The sequence below is a fragment of the Azohydromonas lata genome (assembly GCF_034427735.1).
In the GTDB taxonomy this organism is placed as follows: Bacteria; Pseudomonadota; Gammaproteobacteria; order Burkholderiales; family Burkholderiaceae_C; genus Azohydromonas; species Azohydromonas lata.
In genome coordinates, this window is sequence record NZ_JAXOJX010000110.1 from 1 (window position 1) to 18,909 (window position 18,909).

Here is an 18,909-nt window from a genome sequence, read left to right on the forward strand (position 1 = left end):
GTATAAGAGACAGCCGCCTCAGGCGTACAGCGACGCCTCCCCTTCCGGCCGCGTCTTGAACCGCTTGTGCACCCACAGGTACTGCGCCGGGCAGTGGCGTATCTGCTCCTCGATCCAGCGGTTCATGCGCGCGGCGTCGGCCTCGGGGTTGTCGGTGGGCCAGTCGTCCCAGGCGGGCAGGAACTTCACCTTGTAGCCGCGGCCGCCGGGCAGCATCTCGGCCACCACGGGCTGCACCACCATGTCCAGCGCGCGCGCCATCTTGGACGGCGCCAGCAGCGTGGCCGCGGGCACGCCGAAAAAGGGCACGAAGGCCGCTTCGCGCCGGCCGAAATCCATGTCCGGCAGGTTGAAGAAGGCCCAGCCGCGGCGGATGGCACGCACCAGCGGCAAGGCGGTGTCGCTGCGCGGGAACACCTGGCCCTGGTCGAAGCGCAGCCGGCCCTTGCGGATCTCGGCATCCCACACCGGGTTGCTCTGCGCCTGGTAGATGGAGCCCACCTTGCGCGCCTGGAAGATCTGCGTGGCCACGCCGGCCACGTCCAGCGCCAGGAAGTGCGGCACCAGCCACATCACCGGGCGCTGGCTGCGCTCGGCCAGCGTCACGTCGCCCTCCACGTGGATGAGCCGCTTGAGCCGCTCCACCGGCGCATACCAGAGCAGGCCCCGCTCCATCACGCTGCGGCCCAGCCAGCCGAAGTGCTCGCGCACCAGGCGGCGGCGCTCGGCCACGTCCATGTGCGGAAAGCACAGCGCCACGTTGCGCAGCGCAATGCGGCGGCGGCTGCCGGCCAGCGCGTGCATCAGCGCGCCCACGCCCTGGCCTATGGCCGCCTGCACGCCCAGCGGCAGCCGGTACACCGCGCGCAACAGGCCTATGCCCAGCTTGGCTCCCACGCTCATTGCGCCGGCCCCTGCGTGCCGGCCGCGGCCGGGGACGCCGCCGCGTCGCGCGGCGCCTTGTAGCGGTGGTAACCCCAAAGGTACTGGGCGGGGTTGAGCATGATGAGTCGTTCCATTTCTTCGTTGATGCGGCGCGCGCAAGCCTGCTGCAGCGCCTCGCTGTCGGGTTCGCCCGCGCCGGGCAGGGGGTGCTGCGGCGCGCTCACGCGCAATATGAAGCCGCGGCCGCCGGGCAGCCGCTCGGCCCACATCAGCAGCCAGTGCGCCCCGGTCTGGCGCACCAGCTTGGCCGCCAGCGTCATGGTGTAGGCGTCGCGGCCGAAGAACGGCGCCCACGCGCCCATGCCCTGCGGCGGCACCTGGTCCGGCAGCAGGCCAATGGTTTCGCCGCGCTTGAGCGCGCGCAGCATCTGCCGCACGCCGGCCAGCGTGGCCGGCGCGGTGTCCATGCCGGGCCGCCCGCGTGCCGTCTCTTCCAGCTCGCGCAGCGCGGCCTTGCGCGAGGGGCGGTAGAGCACCGTCAGCGGATGCGCCGCGCCCCAGCGCTCGGCAAAGGCGCGCGCGGTGATCTCGAAGCAGCCCAGGTGCGGCGTGAGGATGACCAAGCCTTTGCCCTGCGCAAAGGCCTGCTCTATGAGCTCGGCCCCTTCCCAGCGGCAGTAGGGCGACACCTCGCCGTCGCGCAGCCACAGCCACGGCGCCTCGGCCGTCATGCACCCGGCCTGCGCCACCGAGGCGCGGCGCTGCGCGGGCGTGAGCCCGGCCAGGTCGGCATTGGCCCGCAGCCGCCGCCGGTAGGTAGGCGACAGCAGGTAGGTCACCCACCCCAGAAGGGCGCCCAGGGTGTGCAGTTTTCCCAACGGCCAGGAAGCCAGCCAGCGCAGAAGAGCATTCATCGATGAATAGAATTGGGGCGTCGCCGGTTTAAAGGACAACTTGCGGGGCGACGTGGGTGCCAACCCCACCGGGCTACAAAGCCTGACAAATGCCGCTAAAGCGTTCGCCGCGACTCCCGATAAGGCCGGCAACGCGAGCCAGCAAACCCAGGAGTGTAAAAAAGTGGCGAACGACTACCTGTTCACCTCGGAGTCCGTCTCCGAAGGCCATCCCGACAAGGTCGCGGACCAGATCTCGGACGCGATCCTCGACGCGATCTTCCAGCAGGACCCGCGCAGCCGCGTGGCGGCCGAGACGCTGTGCAACACCGGCCTCGTGGTGCTGGCCGGCGAGATCACGACCAACGCGCACGTGGACTACATCCAGGTCGCGCGCGACACCATCAAGCGCATCGGCTACGACAACACTGAGTACGGCATCGACTACAAGGGCTGCGCCGTGCTCGTGGCCTACGACAAGCAGAGCAACGACATCGCCCAGGGCGTGGACCACGCCAGCGACGACTACCTCAACATCGGCGCCGGCGACCAGGGCCTGATGTTCGGCTACGCGTGCGACGAGACGCCCGAGCTCATGCCCGCGCCCATCTACTACGCGCACCGCCTCGTGGAGCGCCAGGCCCAGCTGCGCAAGGACGGCCGCCTGCCCTTCCTGCGCCCGGACGCCAAGAGCCAGGTCACGATGCGCTACGTGGACGGCAAGCCCCACAGCATCGACACCGTGGTGCTCTCCAGCCAGCACGCGCCGGAGATGAGCGACGGCACCAAGATGAAGCCCGCCTTCATCGAGGCCGTGGTCGAGGAGATCATCAAGCCCGTGCTGCCCAAGGAGTGGCTGCACAACACGAAGTACCTGGTCAACCCAACCGGCCGCTTCGTCATCGGCGGCCCGCAGGGCGACTGCGGCCTGACCGGCCGCAAGATCATCGTGGACACCTACGGCGGGGCCTGCCCCCACGGCGGCGGCGCCTTCTCGGGCAAGGACCCGACGAAGGTGGACCGCTCGGCCGCCTACGCCGCGCGCTACGTGGCCAAGAACATCGTCGCCGCGGGCCTGGCGCGCCAGTGCCAGATCCAGGTCGCCTACGCCATCGGCGTGGCCGAGCCCATGAACGTCACGGTCTACACCGAGGGCACGGGCAAGCTCCCCGACGAGCGCATCGCCGAGATCGTGCGCGAGGTCTTCGACCTGCGCCCCAAGGGCATCATCCAGATGCTGGACCTGCTGCGCCCCATCTACGGCAAGACCGCCGCCTACGGCCACTTCGGCCGCGACGAGCCGGAGTTCTCCTGGGAGAAGGCCGACAAGATCGCCGTGCTGCGCGACCTGGCCGGCAAGTAATTCAGGCAGCCACGCCGGCCCTTCCCCCTCGGGAAGCCGCCGGCGGCGCCGCTTGGCCCCCCCCGACGCCCGCCCCGGGCTGCCCAAGCGCAGCGCGGGACGGGCGTTTCGCTTTACCGCCTGTGCCACCGCCTGTGCCACCGCCTGTGCCGCCGCCCGCACAGCCGTTGCAGGCCGCCCCGCGGCGCCCCGGCTCCGGGACTTCCCTAGGACTTCCCTAGAATCGGCCGGATGCCCTGGCGCCGCGCCCCGGCCTTCGCCGCCCGCGCGCCCTTGCCCGACTTGCCGGCACCCCCTGCCGGAACCTCTTGCCGGACCACCACGGAGAACCCGCTGATGCCCACCCCCAGCCAGGACCCCAAACCGTCGTTCCTGCGCCGCATTCCCATGGCCTTCGGGGCCTTCTTCAGCCTGCTCGGCAACGCCGACAAGGCCGCCCGCTACGAGCGGCTGGACGAGCCCCCCGCACCGCCCGTGGCGCCGCCACCGCCCGCCCCCGTGGCCACGCCCAAGCCCACGCCCGCCCCGGCGCCCGTGCCTGCTCCTCCGCCACCGCCGCCCGTGGTGCTGCGCGAGGCCACGCCCGACGCCGCGCTGCAACTGCTGGCGCTGCTGCAGCGCGAGGGCCGCTTCATCGACTTCATGCAGGACGACATCAAGGGCTACGCCGACGCCGACATCGGCGCGGCCGTGCGCGTTGTCCACGAGGGCTGCCGCAAGGTGCTCAAGGAGCACTTCCGCATCGAGCCCGTGCGCAGCGAAAACGAGGGCAGCCGCATCACGCTGCAGCCCGGCTTCGACGCCGCCAGCGTCAAGCTCACCGGCAACGTCGTCGGACAGCCCCCCTTCACCGGCACCCTGAGCCACCGCGGCTGGCGCGCCGCGGAAGTGAAGCTGCCCAAGCTGGCCGAGAAACATGACGCGCGCGTGCTCGCGCAAGCGGAGGTGGAGCTGTGAACGACGAAACGAATTTCAACGACGACGACGCCGTGCAGACCCAACAAGACCAGGGCCAGAGCGCCGGCCCGCGCTACGCGATCGGCATCGACCTGGGCACCACGCACTGCGCGCTGTCCTGGGTGGACGTGCAAGGCAGCGACGGCGAGAAGACCGTCCAGGGCTCCATGGACATCCCGCAGCTCACCGCGCCCGGCAGCGTCGAAGACCGGGCCCTGCTGCCCTCCTTCCTCTACCTGCCCCACGCCGACGAGCTGGCCCCCGGCGACATGGCCCTGCCCTGGAGCGCCGACCAGGACTACATCGCCGGCGACCTCGCCCGCAGCCGCGGCGCGACCACGCCCATCCGCCAGGTCTCCAGCGCCAAGAGCTGGCTGGGCCACACCGGCGTGGACCGCCGCGCGGCCATCCTCCCGGCCGGTGCGCCGCCGGAAGTGAGCAAGGTGTCGCCGGTGACGGCCTCCATCCGCTACCTGGAACACCTGCGCAACGCCTGGAACCAGGCCCACCCCGAGGCGCCGCTGGAGCAGCAAAGCCTCACGGTGACGATTCCGGCCTCCTTCGACCCCGCCGCGCGCGAGCTCACCGCCGAGGCCGCCACCGCCACCTTCGGCAGCCAGTTCACGCTGCTGGAGGAGCCGCAGGCCGCGCTCTACAGCTGGATCCAGGGCAGCGCCGGCGGCTGGCGCAAGCAGGTGAAGCCCGGCGACGTGATCCTGGTCGTGGACGTGGGCGGCGGCACCAGCGACTTCAGCCTCATCGCCGTGGTCGAGCGCGAAGGCAACCTGGAGCTGCACCGCGTCGCCGTGGGCGACCACATCCTGCTGGGCGGCGACAACATGGACCTGGCGCTGGCCCACGTCGTGGCCAGGAAGCTGGCCGCCGCCGGCACCACGCTGGACCCGTGGCAGATGCGCTCGCTCACCCAGGGCTGCCGCGTCGCCAAGGAGGTGCTGCTGGCCGACCCCGAGGCGCCGGCACAGCCCATCGTCGTTCCCAGCCGCGGCTCGCGCCTGATCGGCGGGACGATACGCACCGAGCTCACGCGCGAGGAAGTCAGCGCCACGCTGGTGGAAGGCTTCTTCCCGCAGGTGGGCGCGGACGCGCGGCCCATCACCCGCACCCGCGCCGGCCTCACGCAGGTGGGCCTGCCCTACGCGCAGGACGCGGCCGTCACCCGGCACCTGGCCGCCTTCCTGGCCCGCCAGGCCGGCGCCACGGCCGACCTGGAAGGCTTCAACCACGCCGCCCCGGAAGACGCGACCTTCCTGCACCCGACGGCGCTGCTGTTCAACGGCGGCGTGTTCAAGTCGGACCTGCTGGCCGAGCGCGTGCTCCAGGTGCTCAACGGCTGGCTGGAGGGCGAAGGCGCCCCCGCGGCCCGGCTGCTCGAAGGCGCCGACCTGGACCGCGCCGTGGCCCAGGGCGCGGCCTACTACGGCTACGTGCGCCGCGGCCGCGGCGTGCGCATCCGCGGCGGCACGGCGCAGGCCTACTACGTGGCGGTGGAGTCCGCCATGCCGGCCGTGCCGGGCATGGAGCCGCCCATCTCCGCGCTGTGCCTGGCGCCCTTCGGCATGGAGGAAGGCACCGAGGCCGACGTGCCGGAGATGGAGTTCGGCCTGGTGGTGGGCGAGCCCGTGCACTTCCGCTTCTTCGGCTCCAGCGTGCGCCGGCAGGACCAGGTCGGCACGCTGCTGGACTTCTGGGCGCCGGACGAGATCCATGAGCTGGAGGAGATCCAGGCCACGCTGCCCGCCGAAGGCCGCACCCCGGGCGAGGTCGTGCCCGTGAGCCTGCAGGCCCGCGTGACCGAGACCGGCACGCTGGAGCTGTACGCCCTGCCGCGCGACGGCAGCGCGCTATGGAAGGTGGAGTTCGACGTGCGCGGCAGCGAAGGAGCCGCCGCACAGGCATGAACAAGCCCGGCGCCGCCCCCAACGCCCCGGCCCTGGTCGGCATAGACCTGGGCACCACGCACACCGTCGTGGCTTGGGCCGAGGCCGGCGCCGGCGACATCCACCTCTTCGAGGTCGACCAGCTCATCGCGCCGGGCGAGATCGGCCGCCCCGCGCTGCTGCCCTCGCTGCGCTACCACCCCGCGCCCGGCGAGCTGCCGCCGCAGGCGCTGCAACGGCCCTGGCCGTCGGAGGAGCCCGCCGTCATCGGCGAGCTGGCGCGCCGCCTGGGCGCGCAGGTGCCGGGCCGGCTGGTGGCCAGCGCCAAGAGCTGGCTGTCGCACGCGGCGGTGGACCGGGTCGCCCCCATCCTCCCGTGGGGCGCCGAGGCCGACGTGCCCAAGGTGTCCCCGCTGGCCGCCAGCGCCAGCTACCTGGCGCACGTGCGCGCGTCGTGGAACACGCGCTTTCCCGACCGGCCGCTGGAGCGGCAGGACATCGTGCTCACGGTGCCCGCCAGCTTCGACGACAGCGCGCGCCAGCTCACCGTGGAGGCCGCGCGCGAGGCCGGCCTGCCGCAACTGCGGCTGCTGGAGGAACCGCAAGCCGCCTTCCAGGACTGGGCCTTCAAGCACCGCGACGACCTGGCCGCCGCCTTGGGCGGCGCGCGCCTGGTGCTGGTGTGCGACGTGGGCGGCGGCACCACGGACCTGAGCCTCATCCGCGTGGCCGAGGGGGGCAAGAAGCTGGACCGCATCGCCGTGGGCCAGCACCTCATGCTGGGCGGCGACAACGTGGACCTGGCGCTGGCCCACCTGGCCGAGCAGCGCCTGGGCGGCGAGCGCCTTTCCGCGGGCCGCCTGACGCAGCTCGTGGAGCGCTGCCGCGTCGCCAAGGAAACCTTGCTGGCGGCCGACGCGCCGGCCAGCGCCAACGTCACGCTGCTGGGCGGCGGCAGCCGGCTCATCGGCGGGGCCAGGACCGTCACGTTCACCCGGGAGGAAGTGCAGGCGCTGGCGCTGGACGGCTTCTTCCCCCATGTCGCGCCGGACGAGCCCGTGAAGCGCAGCCGCGGCGGGCTGGTCGCCTTCGGCCTGCCCTACGCGGCCGACAGCGCCGTCACGCGCCACGTCGCCGCCTTCCTGCGCCAGCACGCCGACGCGGCGCGGCAGGCGCTGGGCACGGCCGACCCCTTCCCCGTGCCGGATGCGCTGCTGCTCAACGGCGGCGTGTTCAAGGCGCACGCCATCGCGCAGCGGCTGCTGGACGTGCTGTCCGCCTGGCGCGGTGAACCGGTGAAGCTGCTGGCCAATGCCGACCCCGACCTGGCCGTGGCGCGCGGCGCCGTCGCGCACGGCCTGGCGCGGCGCGGCGCGGCGCCCAAGCTGGGCGGCGGCTCGGCCCGCGACTACTGGCTGCGGCTGGACGAGCACCAGGCCGTGTGCGTGCTGCCGCGCGGCACCGAGCCGGGCGTGGACGTGCCGCTGCGCGGGCGCCGCTTCGCGCTGCGCGTTGGACAACCGGTGAATTTCACGCTGCTGTCCAGCGTGGGCGGTGCGCTGGCGCAGGCGGGTGATTTGCGCGATCCGTCCGAAGGCGACTTCACACCGCTGCCGCCCGTCTCCACCGTCGTCCAGGCGTCAGACCAGCGGCGCGAGTTGCCGGTGCTGCTCTCGGCCTCGCTCACAGAGGTGGGCACCCTGGCGCTGCAGGCGGCCGATGAGGGCGGGCAGCAGCACGCGCTGGAATTCCGCCTGCGCGGCTTGAAGCCTTCAAGCCTCCCGTCCGGAAACCCGGACGCCGCCCTTCACCCCCGGCTGGACGAGGCGCTGGAGCGCCTGGCGCGCGTCTTCGGCCCGCGCGCCAAGGACGTGACGCCCAAGGAAGTGCGGCAGTTGCGCACGGCGCTGGAGCAGCTTTTGGGCGCCCGCGAGCGCTGGAGCCTGCCGCTGCTGCGCCGGCTGTTCGACGCGCTGCTGCAGCACGCGCGCGGGCGCCGCCGCAGCGCGGACCACGAGCGGCTGTGGCTCAACCTGGCGGGCTGGTGCCTGCGCCCGGGCTTCGGCTTCGCCGCCGACGACTGGCGCGTGCATCAGCTCTTCATGCAGTACGACGCCGGCGTGCAGCACCGCGGCGACGCGCAGCTCGCCGCCGAGTGGTGGACGCTGTGGCGCCGCGTGGCCGGCGGGCTGGACGAGGCCGCGCAAGGCCGGCTGCTGCAGGACTTCGCGTTCAACCTGCAGGGCGAAGGCGAGCGTCCGCCCGGCCTGGTGCCTGCCGGCCGGGACGACATGCTGCGCCTGGGCGCGGCGCTGGAGCGCATCCCAGCCGAGTACAAGGCCGAGATCGGCGACTGGCTGCTTGGGCAGTTGCTGCAGGCTGGGAACGCCGCGTCCGGAAAACCGGCTTCCAAGGCGAACAAGGCGAAAACGGGCGCGGCCAAGAGCGCGTCACCGGCAGCGCTGGAGCTGTGGACGCTTGGGCGCCTGGGCGCGCGCGTGCCGCTGTACGGCAGCGCGCACACCGTGGTGGCGGTGGCGGCGGCGCAGCGGTGGATAGAAGCGCTGCTGGCGCTGGACTGGCGTGTGTCCACCGCGGCGCCGCTGGCCTGCGTGCACCTGGCGCGGCGCACGGGCGACCGCTCGCGCGACGTGGATGAAGCCTTGCGCGAGCGGCTGCTGGCGCGGCTGCGCGACGCCGGCGTGGCCGGGCACTGGCTGGAGCTGGTCAGCGAAGTGCGCGCGCTGGACGAGGTGGCGGAGCAGCAGGCCTTTGGCGAGGCGCTGCCGCCGGGGTTGCGGTTGCTGGCTTGAGCGCTTCTTGCGCTCCGGCTTGGAGGCCACCTGGGTCCCTGCCTGCGCGGGGATGACGAAGTAACCAACACTGCCTTTGGGCTGACGGCCTCAGTGCAGTCCGGAATCCCGGACGCCTCTGCGTCCGCCCGTCCGGTCCACCGGCCCGCGCACCGCGTCGTGGCAAGCGCCGTTCCTTGTAAATCAAGGACTTAAAGCAAGCCGCCGTCCTGGCACCGCGCTTGCACAAGCACTCCTTGCTCGGCCACCCCAGTTCCTCCACCAACGGCCGTCCGAGGAGACATTCATGGACGTTGTCCAGAAAAAACCCATCTACAAGTCGCTGTACGTGCAGGTGCTGGTGGCCATTGCCATCGGTGTGCTGCTGGGCCACTTCTACCCGGAGACCGGCGCGGCGATGAAACCGCTAGGTGATGGCTTCATCAAGCTCATCAAGATGATCATCGCCCCCATCATCTTCTGCACCGTGGTGGTGGGCATCGCCGGCATGGAAGACATGAAGAAGGTCGGCAAGACCGGCGGCCTGGCGCTGCTGTACTTCGAGATCGTCTCCACCATCGCGCTGCTGGTGGGCCTGGTGATCATCAACCTCGTCAAGCCCGGCGCGGGCATGAACGTGGACGTGAGCCAGCTCGACACCAAGAGCCTGGCCGCCTACACCAAGCCCGGCGCCATGCAGAGCACCACCGACTTCCTGCTCAACGTCATCCCGAGCACGGTGGTCGATGCCTTCGCCAAGGGCGAGATCCTGCAGGTGCTGCTGTTCGCCGTGATGTTCGGCTTCGCGCTGCACAAGTTCGGCGGCCGCGGCACGCTGGTGTTCGACTTCATCGAGAAGTTCTCGCACGTGCTGTTCAGCATCGTGGGCTACATCATGAAGGTCGCCCCCATCGGCGCCTTCGGCGCCATGGCCTTCACCATCGGCAAGTACGGCGTGGGCTCGCTGGTGCAACTGGGCCAGCTCATGGCCACGTTCTACGCCACCTGCCTGCTGTTCATCTTCGTGGTGCTGGGCGCCATCGCGCGCGCCAGCGGCTTCTCCATCCTGAAGTTCATCAAGTACATCAAGGAAGAGCTGCTGATCGTGCTGGGCACCTCGTCCAGCGAATCCGTGCTGCCGCGCATGATGGCCAAGATGGAGAACCTGGGCGCGCGCAAGAGCGTGGTGGGCCTGGTCATCCCGACCGGCTACTCCTTCAACCTGGACGGCACCTCCATCTACCTGACGATGGCGGCCGTGTTCATCGCCCAGGCCACCAACACCGACATGACGATCTCGCAGCAGATCACGCTGCTGGCGGTGCTGCTGCTGACCTCCAAGGGCGCCGCCGGCGTCACGGGCAGCGGCTTCATCGTCCTGGCCGCCACGCTGTCCGCCGTGGGCCACGTGCCGGTGGCGGGCCTGGCGCTGATCCTGGGCATTGACCGCTTCATGTCCGAAGCGCGCGCGCTCACCAACCTCATCGGCAACGGCGTGGCCACCGTGGTCGTGGCCAAGCTGACGGGCGACCTGGACAGCGACCGCCTGCGCCGCACGCTCAACGGCGAGACCGTGGCCGAGGCCCAGGAGCCCGAGGCCGTGCTGGACGCCAGCGAGGCCCACATGCCCGCGACCGCCCGCTAAGCGCGAGCCAGCGCGTATGCTGCGCGCCGCCGTGGCCGACCTTGCTGTCGGTCGCCGCGGCGCGCAATGCTTTTCGCAGCCTACTTTTCTCCCTTGAAACCCCGCGCCCTGCTGGCCTGGAGCGGCGCCTGCGTGGCGCTGGTGGCGGCCTGCGCCTTCACCGGCCACCGCCTGGCCTGGCGCAGCGGGCTGGCCTCGCTGCAGGAGCAGGCGCAGCACCGGCTGGACCTCGTCGCCACCGGGCTGGACGCGCAGCTCGCGCGCTTCGACTACCTGCCCTCGCTGCTGGAGACCACGCCGCAGGTGCTGCAACTGCTGCGCGCGCCGCGCAACGAGGCGCTGCGCCACGACGTCAACGCCACGCTGCGCGGCATCAACGCCACGGCCGGCGCCGACATGCTCTACGTCATCGGCCGCGACGGCATGGTGCTGGCCGCGGGCGACGCCGGGCAGCCGGGCTCGCCGCTGGGCCTGGACCTCTCCTTCCGCCCCTACGTGCGCGACGCGCTGGCGCAGCAGCGCGGGCGCTTCTTCGGCGTGGGCATCTCCAGCGGGCGGCCCGGCTACTACCTCTCCTTCGCGCTGGCGCCGCCGCCGGCCTTCGAGGCCCCGCCGCCGGCCCCGCTGGGCGTGGCCACGGTCAAGGTCAGCCTGGAGGCCACCGAGCAGGCCTGGCGCAAGCTGCCGGGCCAGGTGCTGGCGCTGGACGAGCGCGGCGTGGTGATCCTGGGCACGCGCGAGGACTGGAAATACCGCCCGCTGCGCCCGCTGGCCGCCGCGGCGCTGAAAGAAACCACCGTCGCCCGCCCCTACGGCGGCGCGCCCTTGAAACCGCTGAGCTGGCAGGAGCGTGAAACCCTGGCCGACGGCAGCCGGCTGCTGGCGCTGGAGGGCGGGCGCTACCTGGCCTCCGAGCGCACGCTGCAGCGCGCGCCCTGGCGCCTGGTGGTGCTGGACGAGCTGGCCCCGCTGCAGGCCGACGCGCGGCGCATGGCCCTCACCGGCGCGCTGGCCGGGCTGCTGCTGCCGCTGCTGGCCTTTGCCTGGCTGCAGCGCCGCCGCGCCCTGCAGCAGCAGCGCGCCAGCCGCGCCGCGCTGCAAATGGCCTACGACAGCCTGGAAGCCCGCGTGGTGGAGCGCACCGCCGAGCTGCGCGCGGCGCAGAACGAGCTGGTCCACGCCGGCAAGATGGCCCTGCTTGGGCGCATGTCGGCCGGCATGGTGCACGAGCTCAACCAGCCGCTGGCGGCCATGCGGACGCTCGCCGACAACGCCTGCGTGCTGCTGCAGCACGGCCGCACCGCGGACGTGGAAGGCAACCTGCAGCGCATCGCCAAGCTCGTGGACCGCTTGGGCGCGCTCACCCATCGCCTGAAGAGCTTTGCCCACAAGTCGCAGCAGCCGCCGGCACCGGTGGCGCTGCAGCCGGTGGTGGCCAATGCGCAGTTCCTGTTGTCGCGCCGGCTGCGCGAGGCGGGCGTGGAGTTCGAAGTGGACATCGCGCCTTTGAAACTGCAGGTGCTGGCCGACGAGGCGCGGCTGGAGCAGGTGCTGGTGAACCTGATGGCCAACGCCGTGGACGCCATGGCCGCGCACGCGGGCGCGCCGGGCGAGCCCGCCCCGGCGCGGCGGCTTTGCGTGCGCGCGCGGCCGCACGGGGACCACGCGCGGCTGGAGGTGGAGGACAGCGGCCCCGGCATCCGCGAGGACATCCTGCCGCGCCTGTTCGAGCCCTTCGTCACCAGCAAGCCCGCCGGCCAGGGTCTGGGCTTGGGCTTGATGATCTCCGCCCACATCGCCCGCGAGTCCGGCGGCACGCTGGCCGCGGAGAATCGCGCCGAAGGCGGGGCGCGCTTCGTGTTCATGCTGCCGCTGGCGCCGCCTGCAACCGGCGCGTCCGCCCCTGCGGCGGCCCCCGCCGCCGCCGACCCCCATCAGCACCCGATTTCATGACCGCTCCCCTGCCCGCCGCCGACACTCCCATACGCGTCCTGCTGGTGGAGGACGACGAGGACGTGCGCCTGGGCAGCGCGCAGGCGCTGATGCTGGCGGGCTTCGGCGTCATCGAGTGCGGCAGCGTGGAGGAGGCGCGGGCGCACGTGCAGGCCGGCGCGCCGCTGGTGGTGCTCAGCGACGTGCGGCTGCCGGGCCTGAGCGGCCTGCAGTGGCTGGCCGAGGTGCAGGCCGTGGACGCGCAACTGCCCATGATCCTGGTCACCGGCCACGGCGACATCGCCATGGCGGTGGGCGCCATGCGCCAGGGCGCCTGGGATTTCATTGCCAAGCCCTGCAGCGCCGACACCCTGGTGGCGGCCGTGCGGCGCGCGGCCGACAAGCGCCGGCTCACGCTGCAGGTGGAGCAGTTGCGCGCCCAGCTCGAAGGCCGCCGCGGCGTGGAGTCCACGCTGCTGGGCGGCTCGGTGCTGATGGAGCGCGTGCGCGCCAAGGTCGCGGCGCTGGCGGCCACCTCGGCCGACGTGGTGATCTATGGCGAGACCGGCACCGGCAAGGAGCTTGTCGCCCGCTGCCTGCACGAGCAGGGCCCGCGCCGCGGCGCCAACTTCGTGGCCCTGAACTGCGGCGGTCTGCCGGAAAACCTGGCCGAGACCGAGCTGTTCGGCCACGAGGCCGGCGCCTTCACCGGCGCCAGCAAGGTGCGCATCGGGAAGCTGGAGCACGCCAAGGGCGGCACGCTGTTCCTGGACGAGATCGAGAGCATGCCCATGGGGCTGCAGGTGAAGCTGCTGCGGGCGCTGCAGGAGCGCAGCATCGAGCGGCTGGGCTCCAACGTGGCGCGCCCCATCGACTGCCGCGTGGTGGCCGCCGCCAAGGAGGATTTGCAGCGCGCCAGCGAACAGGGGCGCTTTCGCGCCGACCTGTACTACCGCATCGGCGTGGCCTTCGTGGAGCTGCCGCCGCTGCGCGCGCGGCGCGAGGACATCCCGCTGCTGTTCGAGCAGTTCACGCTGCAGGCGGCCAGCCGCTACCAGCGCGCGGCGCCGCTGGTGACGCCGGCGCAACTGGCGGCGCTGATGGCGCACCCCTGGCCCGGCAACGTGCGCGAGCTGCGCAACGTGGCCGACCGTTTCGTGCTGGGCCTGCTGGACGACAGCCTGCTGCCGGGCAGCGGCGCGGGCATCGCCCCGTCGGCCACGGGCCTAGCGCCGCCGCCGGGCGTGGCCGCCGCGCCGGCAGGCGACGCCGGCGCGCCCATGCGCCCGCTGCCGCAGCAGCTCGAAGACTTCGAGCGCGCCGTCATCACCCAGGCGCTGCGCCAGCACGGCGGCGAGGTGGCCGCGGCCGCGCGCGCGCTGGGCATTCCCAAGCAGACGCTGCACGACAAGCTCAAGCGGCTCAACGTCTCGGCGGCGGAGTTCAAGGCGCAGGCTTGAGCCTGGGCGGCCGGCGCTTGGGGTTGGGCGCAGCCCTGTCCTGCCCATAGGCCCTCGCGCACTCCTACAAGCCGCGCGGGCGCGGCAACCGTTCGCTTCGGGGGTTGTCCGCGGCAGCGGGGATGGGGAACCTGCCGACCTCTGCCCTCGGCCGCGCCATCGCACGATGCGGCCCGTCAATCACCCTGAAGTTGGATTGGTTTCACCTGCAGTTCCCCGCCGACCTCCCGCCGCAGTTCCTCCCGCCGCTGCTGAGTTTCCATACCCAAGGAGCCGTCCGACCATGACTCACGCCTTGCTCAAGCGTTGCGCCGCTGCCGTGCTGTCGCTCTGCAGTGCCGTCGCGGCGCCGGCGGCCTCCCCCGCGGAAGACCCGGAAGCGCGGCTGCAGATGGCGCTGCTGCTGCGCGCCGACGCCGAGCGCTACGAGAAGGGCGACGGCGTGCCGCGCGACCCGGCCTTCGCCGCCGCCATGTACTGCCGCGCCGCACGCGGGGGCGATGCGGAGTCGCAGTTCCGCCTGGGCTGGATCTACGCCTACGCGCGCGGCGTGCCGCGCAACGACGCTTGGGCGGCCTACATGTTCAAGCTGGCGGCGGACAAGGGCATTCCGCAGGGCGTGGAGATGCTGAAGATGGTGGGCGGCTCGGCGCCGGAGATGCCGGACTGCATGATCCCGCCCGCGCCGCCGCCGGCCGTGATCACCATGGTCAACGGCGCGGCGAGCGCGCAGGGCCTGGTGGCCGACCCGGCGCAGCGCGCGCGGCTCTTCAACACCGCGCCCAAGAAGGTGGTGGACCTGGTGAAGAAGCTCGCGCCCAAGTACTCGGTGCAGCCGGAGCTGGCGCTGGCCATCATGCGGGCCGAATCCAACTACGACCCGGCGGCGGTGTCGCCCAGGAACGCGCAGGGCCTGATGCAGCTCATCCCCGCCACGGCCGAGCGCTTCAACGTGCGCGACCCCTTCAACGAGGAGCAGAACGTGCGCGGCGGCCTGGCCTACCTGCGCTGGCTGCTGGCCTACTTCGAAGGCGACCTGAAGCTCGTGGCCGCCGCCTACAACGCGGGCGAAGGCACGGTGGACCGCTACCTGGGCGTGCCCCCTTACGAAGAGACGCGCAACTACGTCAGCAAGGTGCTGGAGTCCGCGGGCCTGACCAACCACCCCTACGACGCCAAGATCACCCGGCCCTCGCCGCGGCTGGAGCTCATCCGCAAGCCGCGGGTGGAGGCGGTGGGGTTGAGGCGGGGGCGCTGAGCGCGCGAAGCCGGAAGTTGTTGAACAAGGGGGCCATCGGCCCCCTTGCCGCATCCGTCAGGGGTTGCCCTCCACGCGCTGCGGCTCGATGTGGAAGACCTCCGGCGTGCCCGGCAGCACGCGCACCTTGACCCAGTGGATGCGCGGGCTGCCGTAGCCCTGCACGCGCGTCACGTTGCCCAAGCGCGGCTCGGGGGCGCTGTCGCGGTACCAGGGCTGGTCGATGAAGAACTCGTGGTCGTCGCCATGCAGCAGCAGCACGGGGCGCTGGAACGTTGCAGCGCGCTCGCGCAGCTTGGCCAGCACCGCGTCGAAGCCGCTGCGCTCCAGGCTGCCGGGCAACTGCTCGATGCGCGGGTTGGCCTGCATGGCCACCACCACGCCGGCGGCGTCGCGGCGGCGGGCCTCGTCGAAGAGGCGGTCCAGCCAGGCCACGTTGGCGGCCTGGCGCGCCTCGAACTCGGCGCCGCGCTCGGCGTTGGTGCCGCTCACGCCGTCCTTGGGGTCCACGCCCATCCACGACACCTGGTCGTTGCGGCTGCCCACCACGTGCAGCGTGGCGAAGACCACGCCGCCGCGCTCGAACATCACGTTCTCCACGAAGGCGGCATGCGCGGCGTCCACGCGCGCCTGCGAGACGACGGCCATGGGCTTTGCGCCCAACGTGCGCCCGGGCTCGGGGAAGAACAGGCGCCGCACCAGCGCCAGCCGCTCGGTGGGCACGTAGCTGCCGGCCGCGGGGCGGTGGCAGTCGGTCCACTCGTTGTCGCCGGGCGTGTAGACCAGCGGCTGCGCCACGCGCTGCAACTGCTGCAGCCGCTGGCGGTAGACGGCCTCGTCGCAGCGCTCGGCGCCGCCCTTGATGTCGCCCACGTGCAGGACCAGGCCGACCTCGGCATCCGCGTTGACGGCGGCGACGAGCCTGTCCACCGCCGGCAGCTCGCGCGGGCTGTAGGGCATGTCGCCCATGAGCGCGAAGCTGAAGCCGCCGGGCTGCGGCGCCGCGTGGCGCAGCGGCGCGGCGCCGGGTTGCGCGCAGCCGGCCAGCGCGCCCAGCACCAGCAGCAGCCCGCCCAGGCGCCCAAGCGGGCGCAGCGCACGGGCACTGGGCTTGCCCTGCGGGCCTTCGCGGTCGTCGTGGGCAGGGTTGCGATAGCGGGCGTGGGAAAAGCGCATTCGGTAATTCCTGAGAAGCCTGAGAAACCTGGGAGGGGGCCGCGTATGCTGCCAGCGGCCAAGGCCGGCCGTCGTCCCGGGAGAAGTGATGCGACACAGGGAAACAAGTTTCCGTACCGCCGACAAAGTGGTCAGCGCCGAGGAGGCGGTCCAGCTCATCCCCGACGGCGCCACGGTGGCCACCGGCGGTTTCGTGGGCATCGGCTTCGCCGAGAACCTGGCCGTGGCGCTGGAGCAGCGCTTCACCAGCACCGGCACGCCGCGCGGCCTGACGCTGGTCTACGCGGCCGGCCAGGGCGACGGCGCCAAGCGCGGATTGAACCATCTGGCCCATGAAGGTTTGTTGAAGCGCGTCATCGGCGGCCACTGGGGCCTGGTGCCCGGGCTGCAACGGCTGGCGGTGGACAACCGCATAGAGGCCTGGAACCTGCCGCAGGGCGTGATCTCGCAGCTCTTTCGCGACATCGCCGCGGGCAAGCCGGGGCAGCTCTCGCGCGTGGGCCTGGGCACCTTCGTGGACCCGCGCCACGGCGGCGGGCGCGTCAACAGCCGCAGCACCGAGGAGCTGGTGCGGCTGATGGACATCGACGGCCAGGAGTGCCTCTTCTACAAGGCCTTCCCCGTGGACGTGGCGCTGCTGCGCGGCACCACGGCCGACCTGGACGGCAACATCACCATGGAGCGCGAGGCGCTGACGCTGGAGGTGCTGTCCATCGCCATGGCCGCGCGCAACAGCGGCGGGCTGGTCATCGTGCAGGTGGAGCGGCTGGCCGAGCGCGGCTCGCTGCATCCGCGGCAAGTGAAGATTCCGGGCGTGCTGGTGGACTGCGTGGTGGTGGCCGAGCAGCCGGAGCTGCACATGCAGACCTTTGCCGAGCCCTACAACCCGGCCTACGCGGGCGAGGTGCGGCTGCCGGCCACGCGCGTGGCGCCGCATGCCGACACCGGCAGCGCGACGCTGGATGCGCGGCGCATCATCGCCCGCCGCGCCGCGCTGGAGCTGCGCCCGGGCGCGGTGGTGAACCTGGGCATCGGGATGCCCGAGGGCGTGGCGGCGGTGGCGGCGCAAGAGCGGGTGATCGACCTGATCACGCTCACCGCCGAGCCCGGCGTGGTGGGCGGCATCCCGGCCGCGGGGCTGAGCTTTGGCGCGGCGGTGAACGCGCACGCGGTCATCGACCAGCCCTACCAGTTCGACTTCTACGACGGCGGCGGGCTGGACATCGCCTTCCTGGGCCTGGCGCAGGCCGACGCGCAGGGCAACCTCAACGTCAGCCGCTTCGGCAAGCGGCTCGCGGGCGCGGGCGGCTTCATCAACATCAGCCAGAACGCGCGCAAGGTGGTGTTCGTGGGCAGCTTCTGCGCCGGCGATGGCAGCGTGGCGAAGTTCGTCAAAGAAGTGGAGCAACGCACCTACGCGGGCCGGGAAGCCCTCAAGCGTGGCCAGGAAGCGCTGTACGTGACCGAGCGCTGCGTGTTCCGGCTGCACGAGCAGGGGCTGCAGCTCGTGGAGATCGCGCCGGGCGTGGACCTGGAGCGCGACATCCTGGCGCGCATGGAGTTCACGCCCGTCATCGACGGCGCGCCGCGGCTGATGGAGGCCTGCATCTTCTCCCCGGCCCCCATGAAGCTGCGCGAGCGGCTGCTGGAGCGCCCGCTGGCGCAGCGGCTGCAGCTGGACGAGACCGGCGAGACTTTCTTCGTCAACTTCGAGCGGCTGACGGTGCACAGCAGCGAGGACATCGCCGCCGTGGAGCGGGCGCTGACGCAGCGGCTGGAGCCGCTGGGCCGCCAGGTGCGCGCGGTGGTGAACTACGACCATTTCCAGATCGACGCCGCGCTGGAGGACGATTGGGCCGCCATGGTGGCGCGCACCGCCGGGCGCTTCTACTCGCGCGTGACGCGCTACGGCAGCGCGGGCTTCGCGCGGGCGCGGCTGGCGCAGGCACTGGCCGCGCGCGGGGTGGACCCGCAGGTCTACGCCACGGCGCAGGAGGCGCGCGAGCGGCTGGTGGATTGAGCGCTCAGGCCGGCTGGAGCGGACGCTGGCGCAGCGCCAGCAGCGATCCCAGCGCCAGCGCGGCGGCGGAGCACATGAAGCCCAGGGGCAGGCCGCCGGGGCCGTCGGCCAGCCAGCCCACCAGCGTTGGGCCGGCGATCTGCCCGGCGGCGAACACCACGGTGAACGCGGCGATGCCCGCGGGCCACAAGGACGTCGGCAGGTTGCGCCGCACCAGCGCCGTGGTGGAGGCGACCACCGAGAGGAACACCGCGCCGAACAGCGCGCCGGAGGCGAACACGGCCAGCGGGTGGGCACTGAGCACCGGCAGCAGCGTGGCCAGCGCCAGCAGCCCGTTGAGCAGTGCCAGCGCACCGCCCGCCCTCGCCCGCTGCAGCAGCCCGGCCCACAGCCAGGACGAGGCGACGACGCCCGCGCCCAACAGCACGTAGAAGGCGGTGCGCAGCCCTTCAGACAGGCCCTGCCCGCGCAACAGCGCAATCACAAAGCTCATGTAGCCGATGTAGCCCAGGCCGAAGAGCAGGTAGGCGGCCAGCGCAAAGCCCAAGGGCGCCCAGCGCAGCCGCTCGCGGCGCGCGCCGGTGCCGGCCGCGCCGGGAGCGCCGGCCAGGCGCCGGGTGGTCAAGGCCT

The 18,909-nt window shown here is 72.2% G+C and carries 13 protein-coding genes; 9 read left to right on the forward strand and 4 right to left on the reverse strand.

The annotated features are described in order from the left end of the window. Positions 1 to 18 precede the first annotated feature (18 nt). Together SM757_RS32760 and SM757_RS32765 are read right to left on the reverse strand one after the other, a co-directional pair. Positions 19 to 903 (reverse strand): LpxL/LpxP family acyltransferase, encoded by an 885-nt coding sequence (locus SM757_RS32760; RefSeq protein ID WP_322468542.1) that lies wholly within the window; start codon positions 901 to 903, stop codon positions 19 to 21. Beyond that, positions 900 to 1,799: a lysophospholipid acyltransferase family protein gene (locus SM757_RS32765; RefSeq protein WP_322468543.1), complete on the reverse strand. Its 900-nt coding sequence runs from the start codon at positions 1,797 to 1,799 to the stop codon at positions 900 to 902. The genes SM757_RS32760 and SM757_RS32765 overlap by 4 nt, the downstream gene beginning before the upstream one ends. Positions 1,800 to 1,962: 163 nt before the next feature. Between SM757_RS32765 and metK the strand changes: the two genes are divergently transcribed. The 8 genes from metK to SM757_RS32805 all read left to right on the forward strand — a co-directional run bounded on the left by metK (position 1,963) and on the right by SM757_RS32805 (position 15,083). After that, the gene (gene metK, locus SM757_RS32770; protein WP_066330991.1) at positions 1,963 to 3,141 is read left to right on the forward strand and encodes a methionine adenosyltransferase; all 1,179 of its coding nucleotides are present in this window, start codon (positions 1,963 to 1,965) and stop codon (positions 3,139 to 3,141) included. 336 nt (positions 3,142 to 3,477) lie between these two features. Then, complete coding sequence (locus SM757_RS32775) at positions 3,478 to 4,098, forward strand: DUF2760 domain-containing protein (RefSeq protein WP_066330987.1); 621 nt, start codon at positions 3,478 to 3,480, stop codon at positions 4,096 to 4,098. Positions 4,099 to 4,130: 32 nt separating this feature from the next. Next, complete coding sequence (locus SM757_RS32780; protein ID WP_066331211.1) at positions 4,131 to 6,017, forward strand: Hsp70 family protein; 1,887 nt, start codon at positions 4,131 to 4,133, stop codon at positions 6,015 to 6,017. Continuing rightward, positions 6,014 to 8,809, forward strand: coding sequence for an Hsp70 family protein (locus tag SM757_RS32785; RefSeq protein WP_322468544.1), 2,796 nt, complete (start codon positions 6,014 to 6,016; stop codon positions 8,807 to 8,809). Before SM757_RS32780 ends, SM757_RS32785 begins: the two co-directional genes overlap by 4 nt. Positions 8,810 to 9,095: 286 nt before the next feature. Further along, positions 9,096 to 10,433, forward strand: a complete 1,338-nt coding sequence (locus SM757_RS32790) for a dicarboxylate/amino acid:cation symporter (protein ID WP_066330977.1) — start codon at positions 9,096 to 9,098, stop codon at positions 10,431 to 10,433. 93 nt (positions 10,434 to 10,526) lie between these two features. Beyond that, a complete protein-coding gene (locus SM757_RS32795; protein WP_322468545.1) occupies positions 10,527 to 12,386 on the forward strand; it encodes a sensor histidine kinase in 1,860 nt (619 codons plus the stop codon). Then, positions 12,383 to 13,825 carry a sigma-54-dependent transcriptional regulator gene (locus tag SM757_RS32800; RefSeq protein ID WP_322468546.1) on the forward strand — a complete coding sequence of 481 codons (1,443 nt, stop codon included), beginning with the start codon at positions 12,383 to 12,385 and terminating at the stop codon, positions 13,823 to 13,825. The genes SM757_RS32795 and SM757_RS32800 overlap by 4 nt, the downstream gene beginning before the upstream one ends. A gap of 283 nt (positions 13,826 to 14,108) precedes the next feature. Continuing rightward, complete coding sequence (locus tag SM757_RS32805) at positions 14,109 to 15,083, forward strand: transglycosylase SLT domain-containing protein (RefSeq protein WP_322468547.1); 975 nt, start codon at positions 14,109 to 14,111, stop codon at positions 15,081 to 15,083. Between the two features lie 57 nt (positions 15,084 to 15,140). Here SM757_RS32805 and SM757_RS32810 read toward each other — a convergent pair whose 3' ends face one another. Beyond that, the gene (locus tag SM757_RS32810) at positions 15,141 to 16,259 is read right to left on the reverse strand and encodes a hypothetical protein (RefSeq protein ID WP_322468548.1); all 1,119 of its coding nucleotides are present in this window, start codon (positions 16,257 to 16,259) and stop codon (positions 15,141 to 15,143) included. A gap of 88 nt (positions 16,260 to 16,347) precedes the next feature. Here SM757_RS32810 and SM757_RS32815 point away from each other — a divergent pair, with 88 nt between their 5' ends. Then, complete coding sequence (locus tag SM757_RS32815) at positions 16,348 to 18,279, forward strand: acyl CoA:acetate/3-ketoacid CoA transferase (protein ID WP_322468549.1); 1,932 nt, start codon at positions 16,348 to 16,350, stop codon at positions 18,277 to 18,279. Between the two features lie 4 nt (positions 18,280 to 18,283). Here the strand turns inward: SM757_RS32815 and SM757_RS32820 are convergent. After that, positions 18,284 to 18,909, reverse strand: a 626-nt coding sequence (locus tag SM757_RS32820; protein WP_322468550.1) for a YbfB/YjiJ family MFS transporter, incomplete at its 5' end; no start/stop codon positions are given.

Bases quoted from the DNA above. Each gene is read 5' to 3' on its own strand.
- SM757_RS32805 (WP_322468547.1), top strand. From the start codon at position 14,109: ATGACTCACGCCTTGCTCAAGCGTTGCGCCGCTGCCGTGCTGTCGCTC.
- SM757_RS32765 (WP_322468543.1), bottom strand. From the start codon at position 1,799: ATGAATGCTCTTCTGCGCTGGCTGGCTTCCTGGCCGTTGGGAAAACTG.
- SM757_RS32775 (WP_066330987.1), top strand. From the start codon at position 3,478: ATGCCCACCCCCAGCCAGGACCCCAAACCGTCGTTCCTGCGCCGCATT.
- SM757_RS32815 (WP_322468549.1), top strand. From the start codon at position 16,348: ATGCGACACAGGGAAACAAGTTTCCGTACCGCCGACAAAGTGGTCAGC.
- SM757_RS32785 (WP_322468544.1), top strand. From the start codon at position 6,014: ATGAACAAGCCCGGCGCCGCCCCCAACGCCCCGGCCCTGGTCGGCATA.
- SM757_RS32810 (WP_322468548.1), bottom strand. From the start codon at position 16,259: ATGCGCTTTTCCCACGCCCGCTATCGCAACCCTGCCCACGACGACCGC.
- SM757_RS32800 (WP_322468546.1), top strand. From the start codon at position 12,383: ATGACCGCTCCCCTGCCCGCCGCCGACACTCCCATACGCGTCCTGCTG.
- SM757_RS32790 (WP_066330977.1), top strand. From the start codon at position 9,096: ATGGACGTTGTCCAGAAAAAACCCATCTACAAGTCGCTGTACGTGCAG.
- SM757_RS32760 (WP_322468542.1), bottom strand. From the start codon at position 903: ATGAGCGTGGGAGCCAAGCTGGGCATAGGCCTGTTGCGCGCGGTGTAC.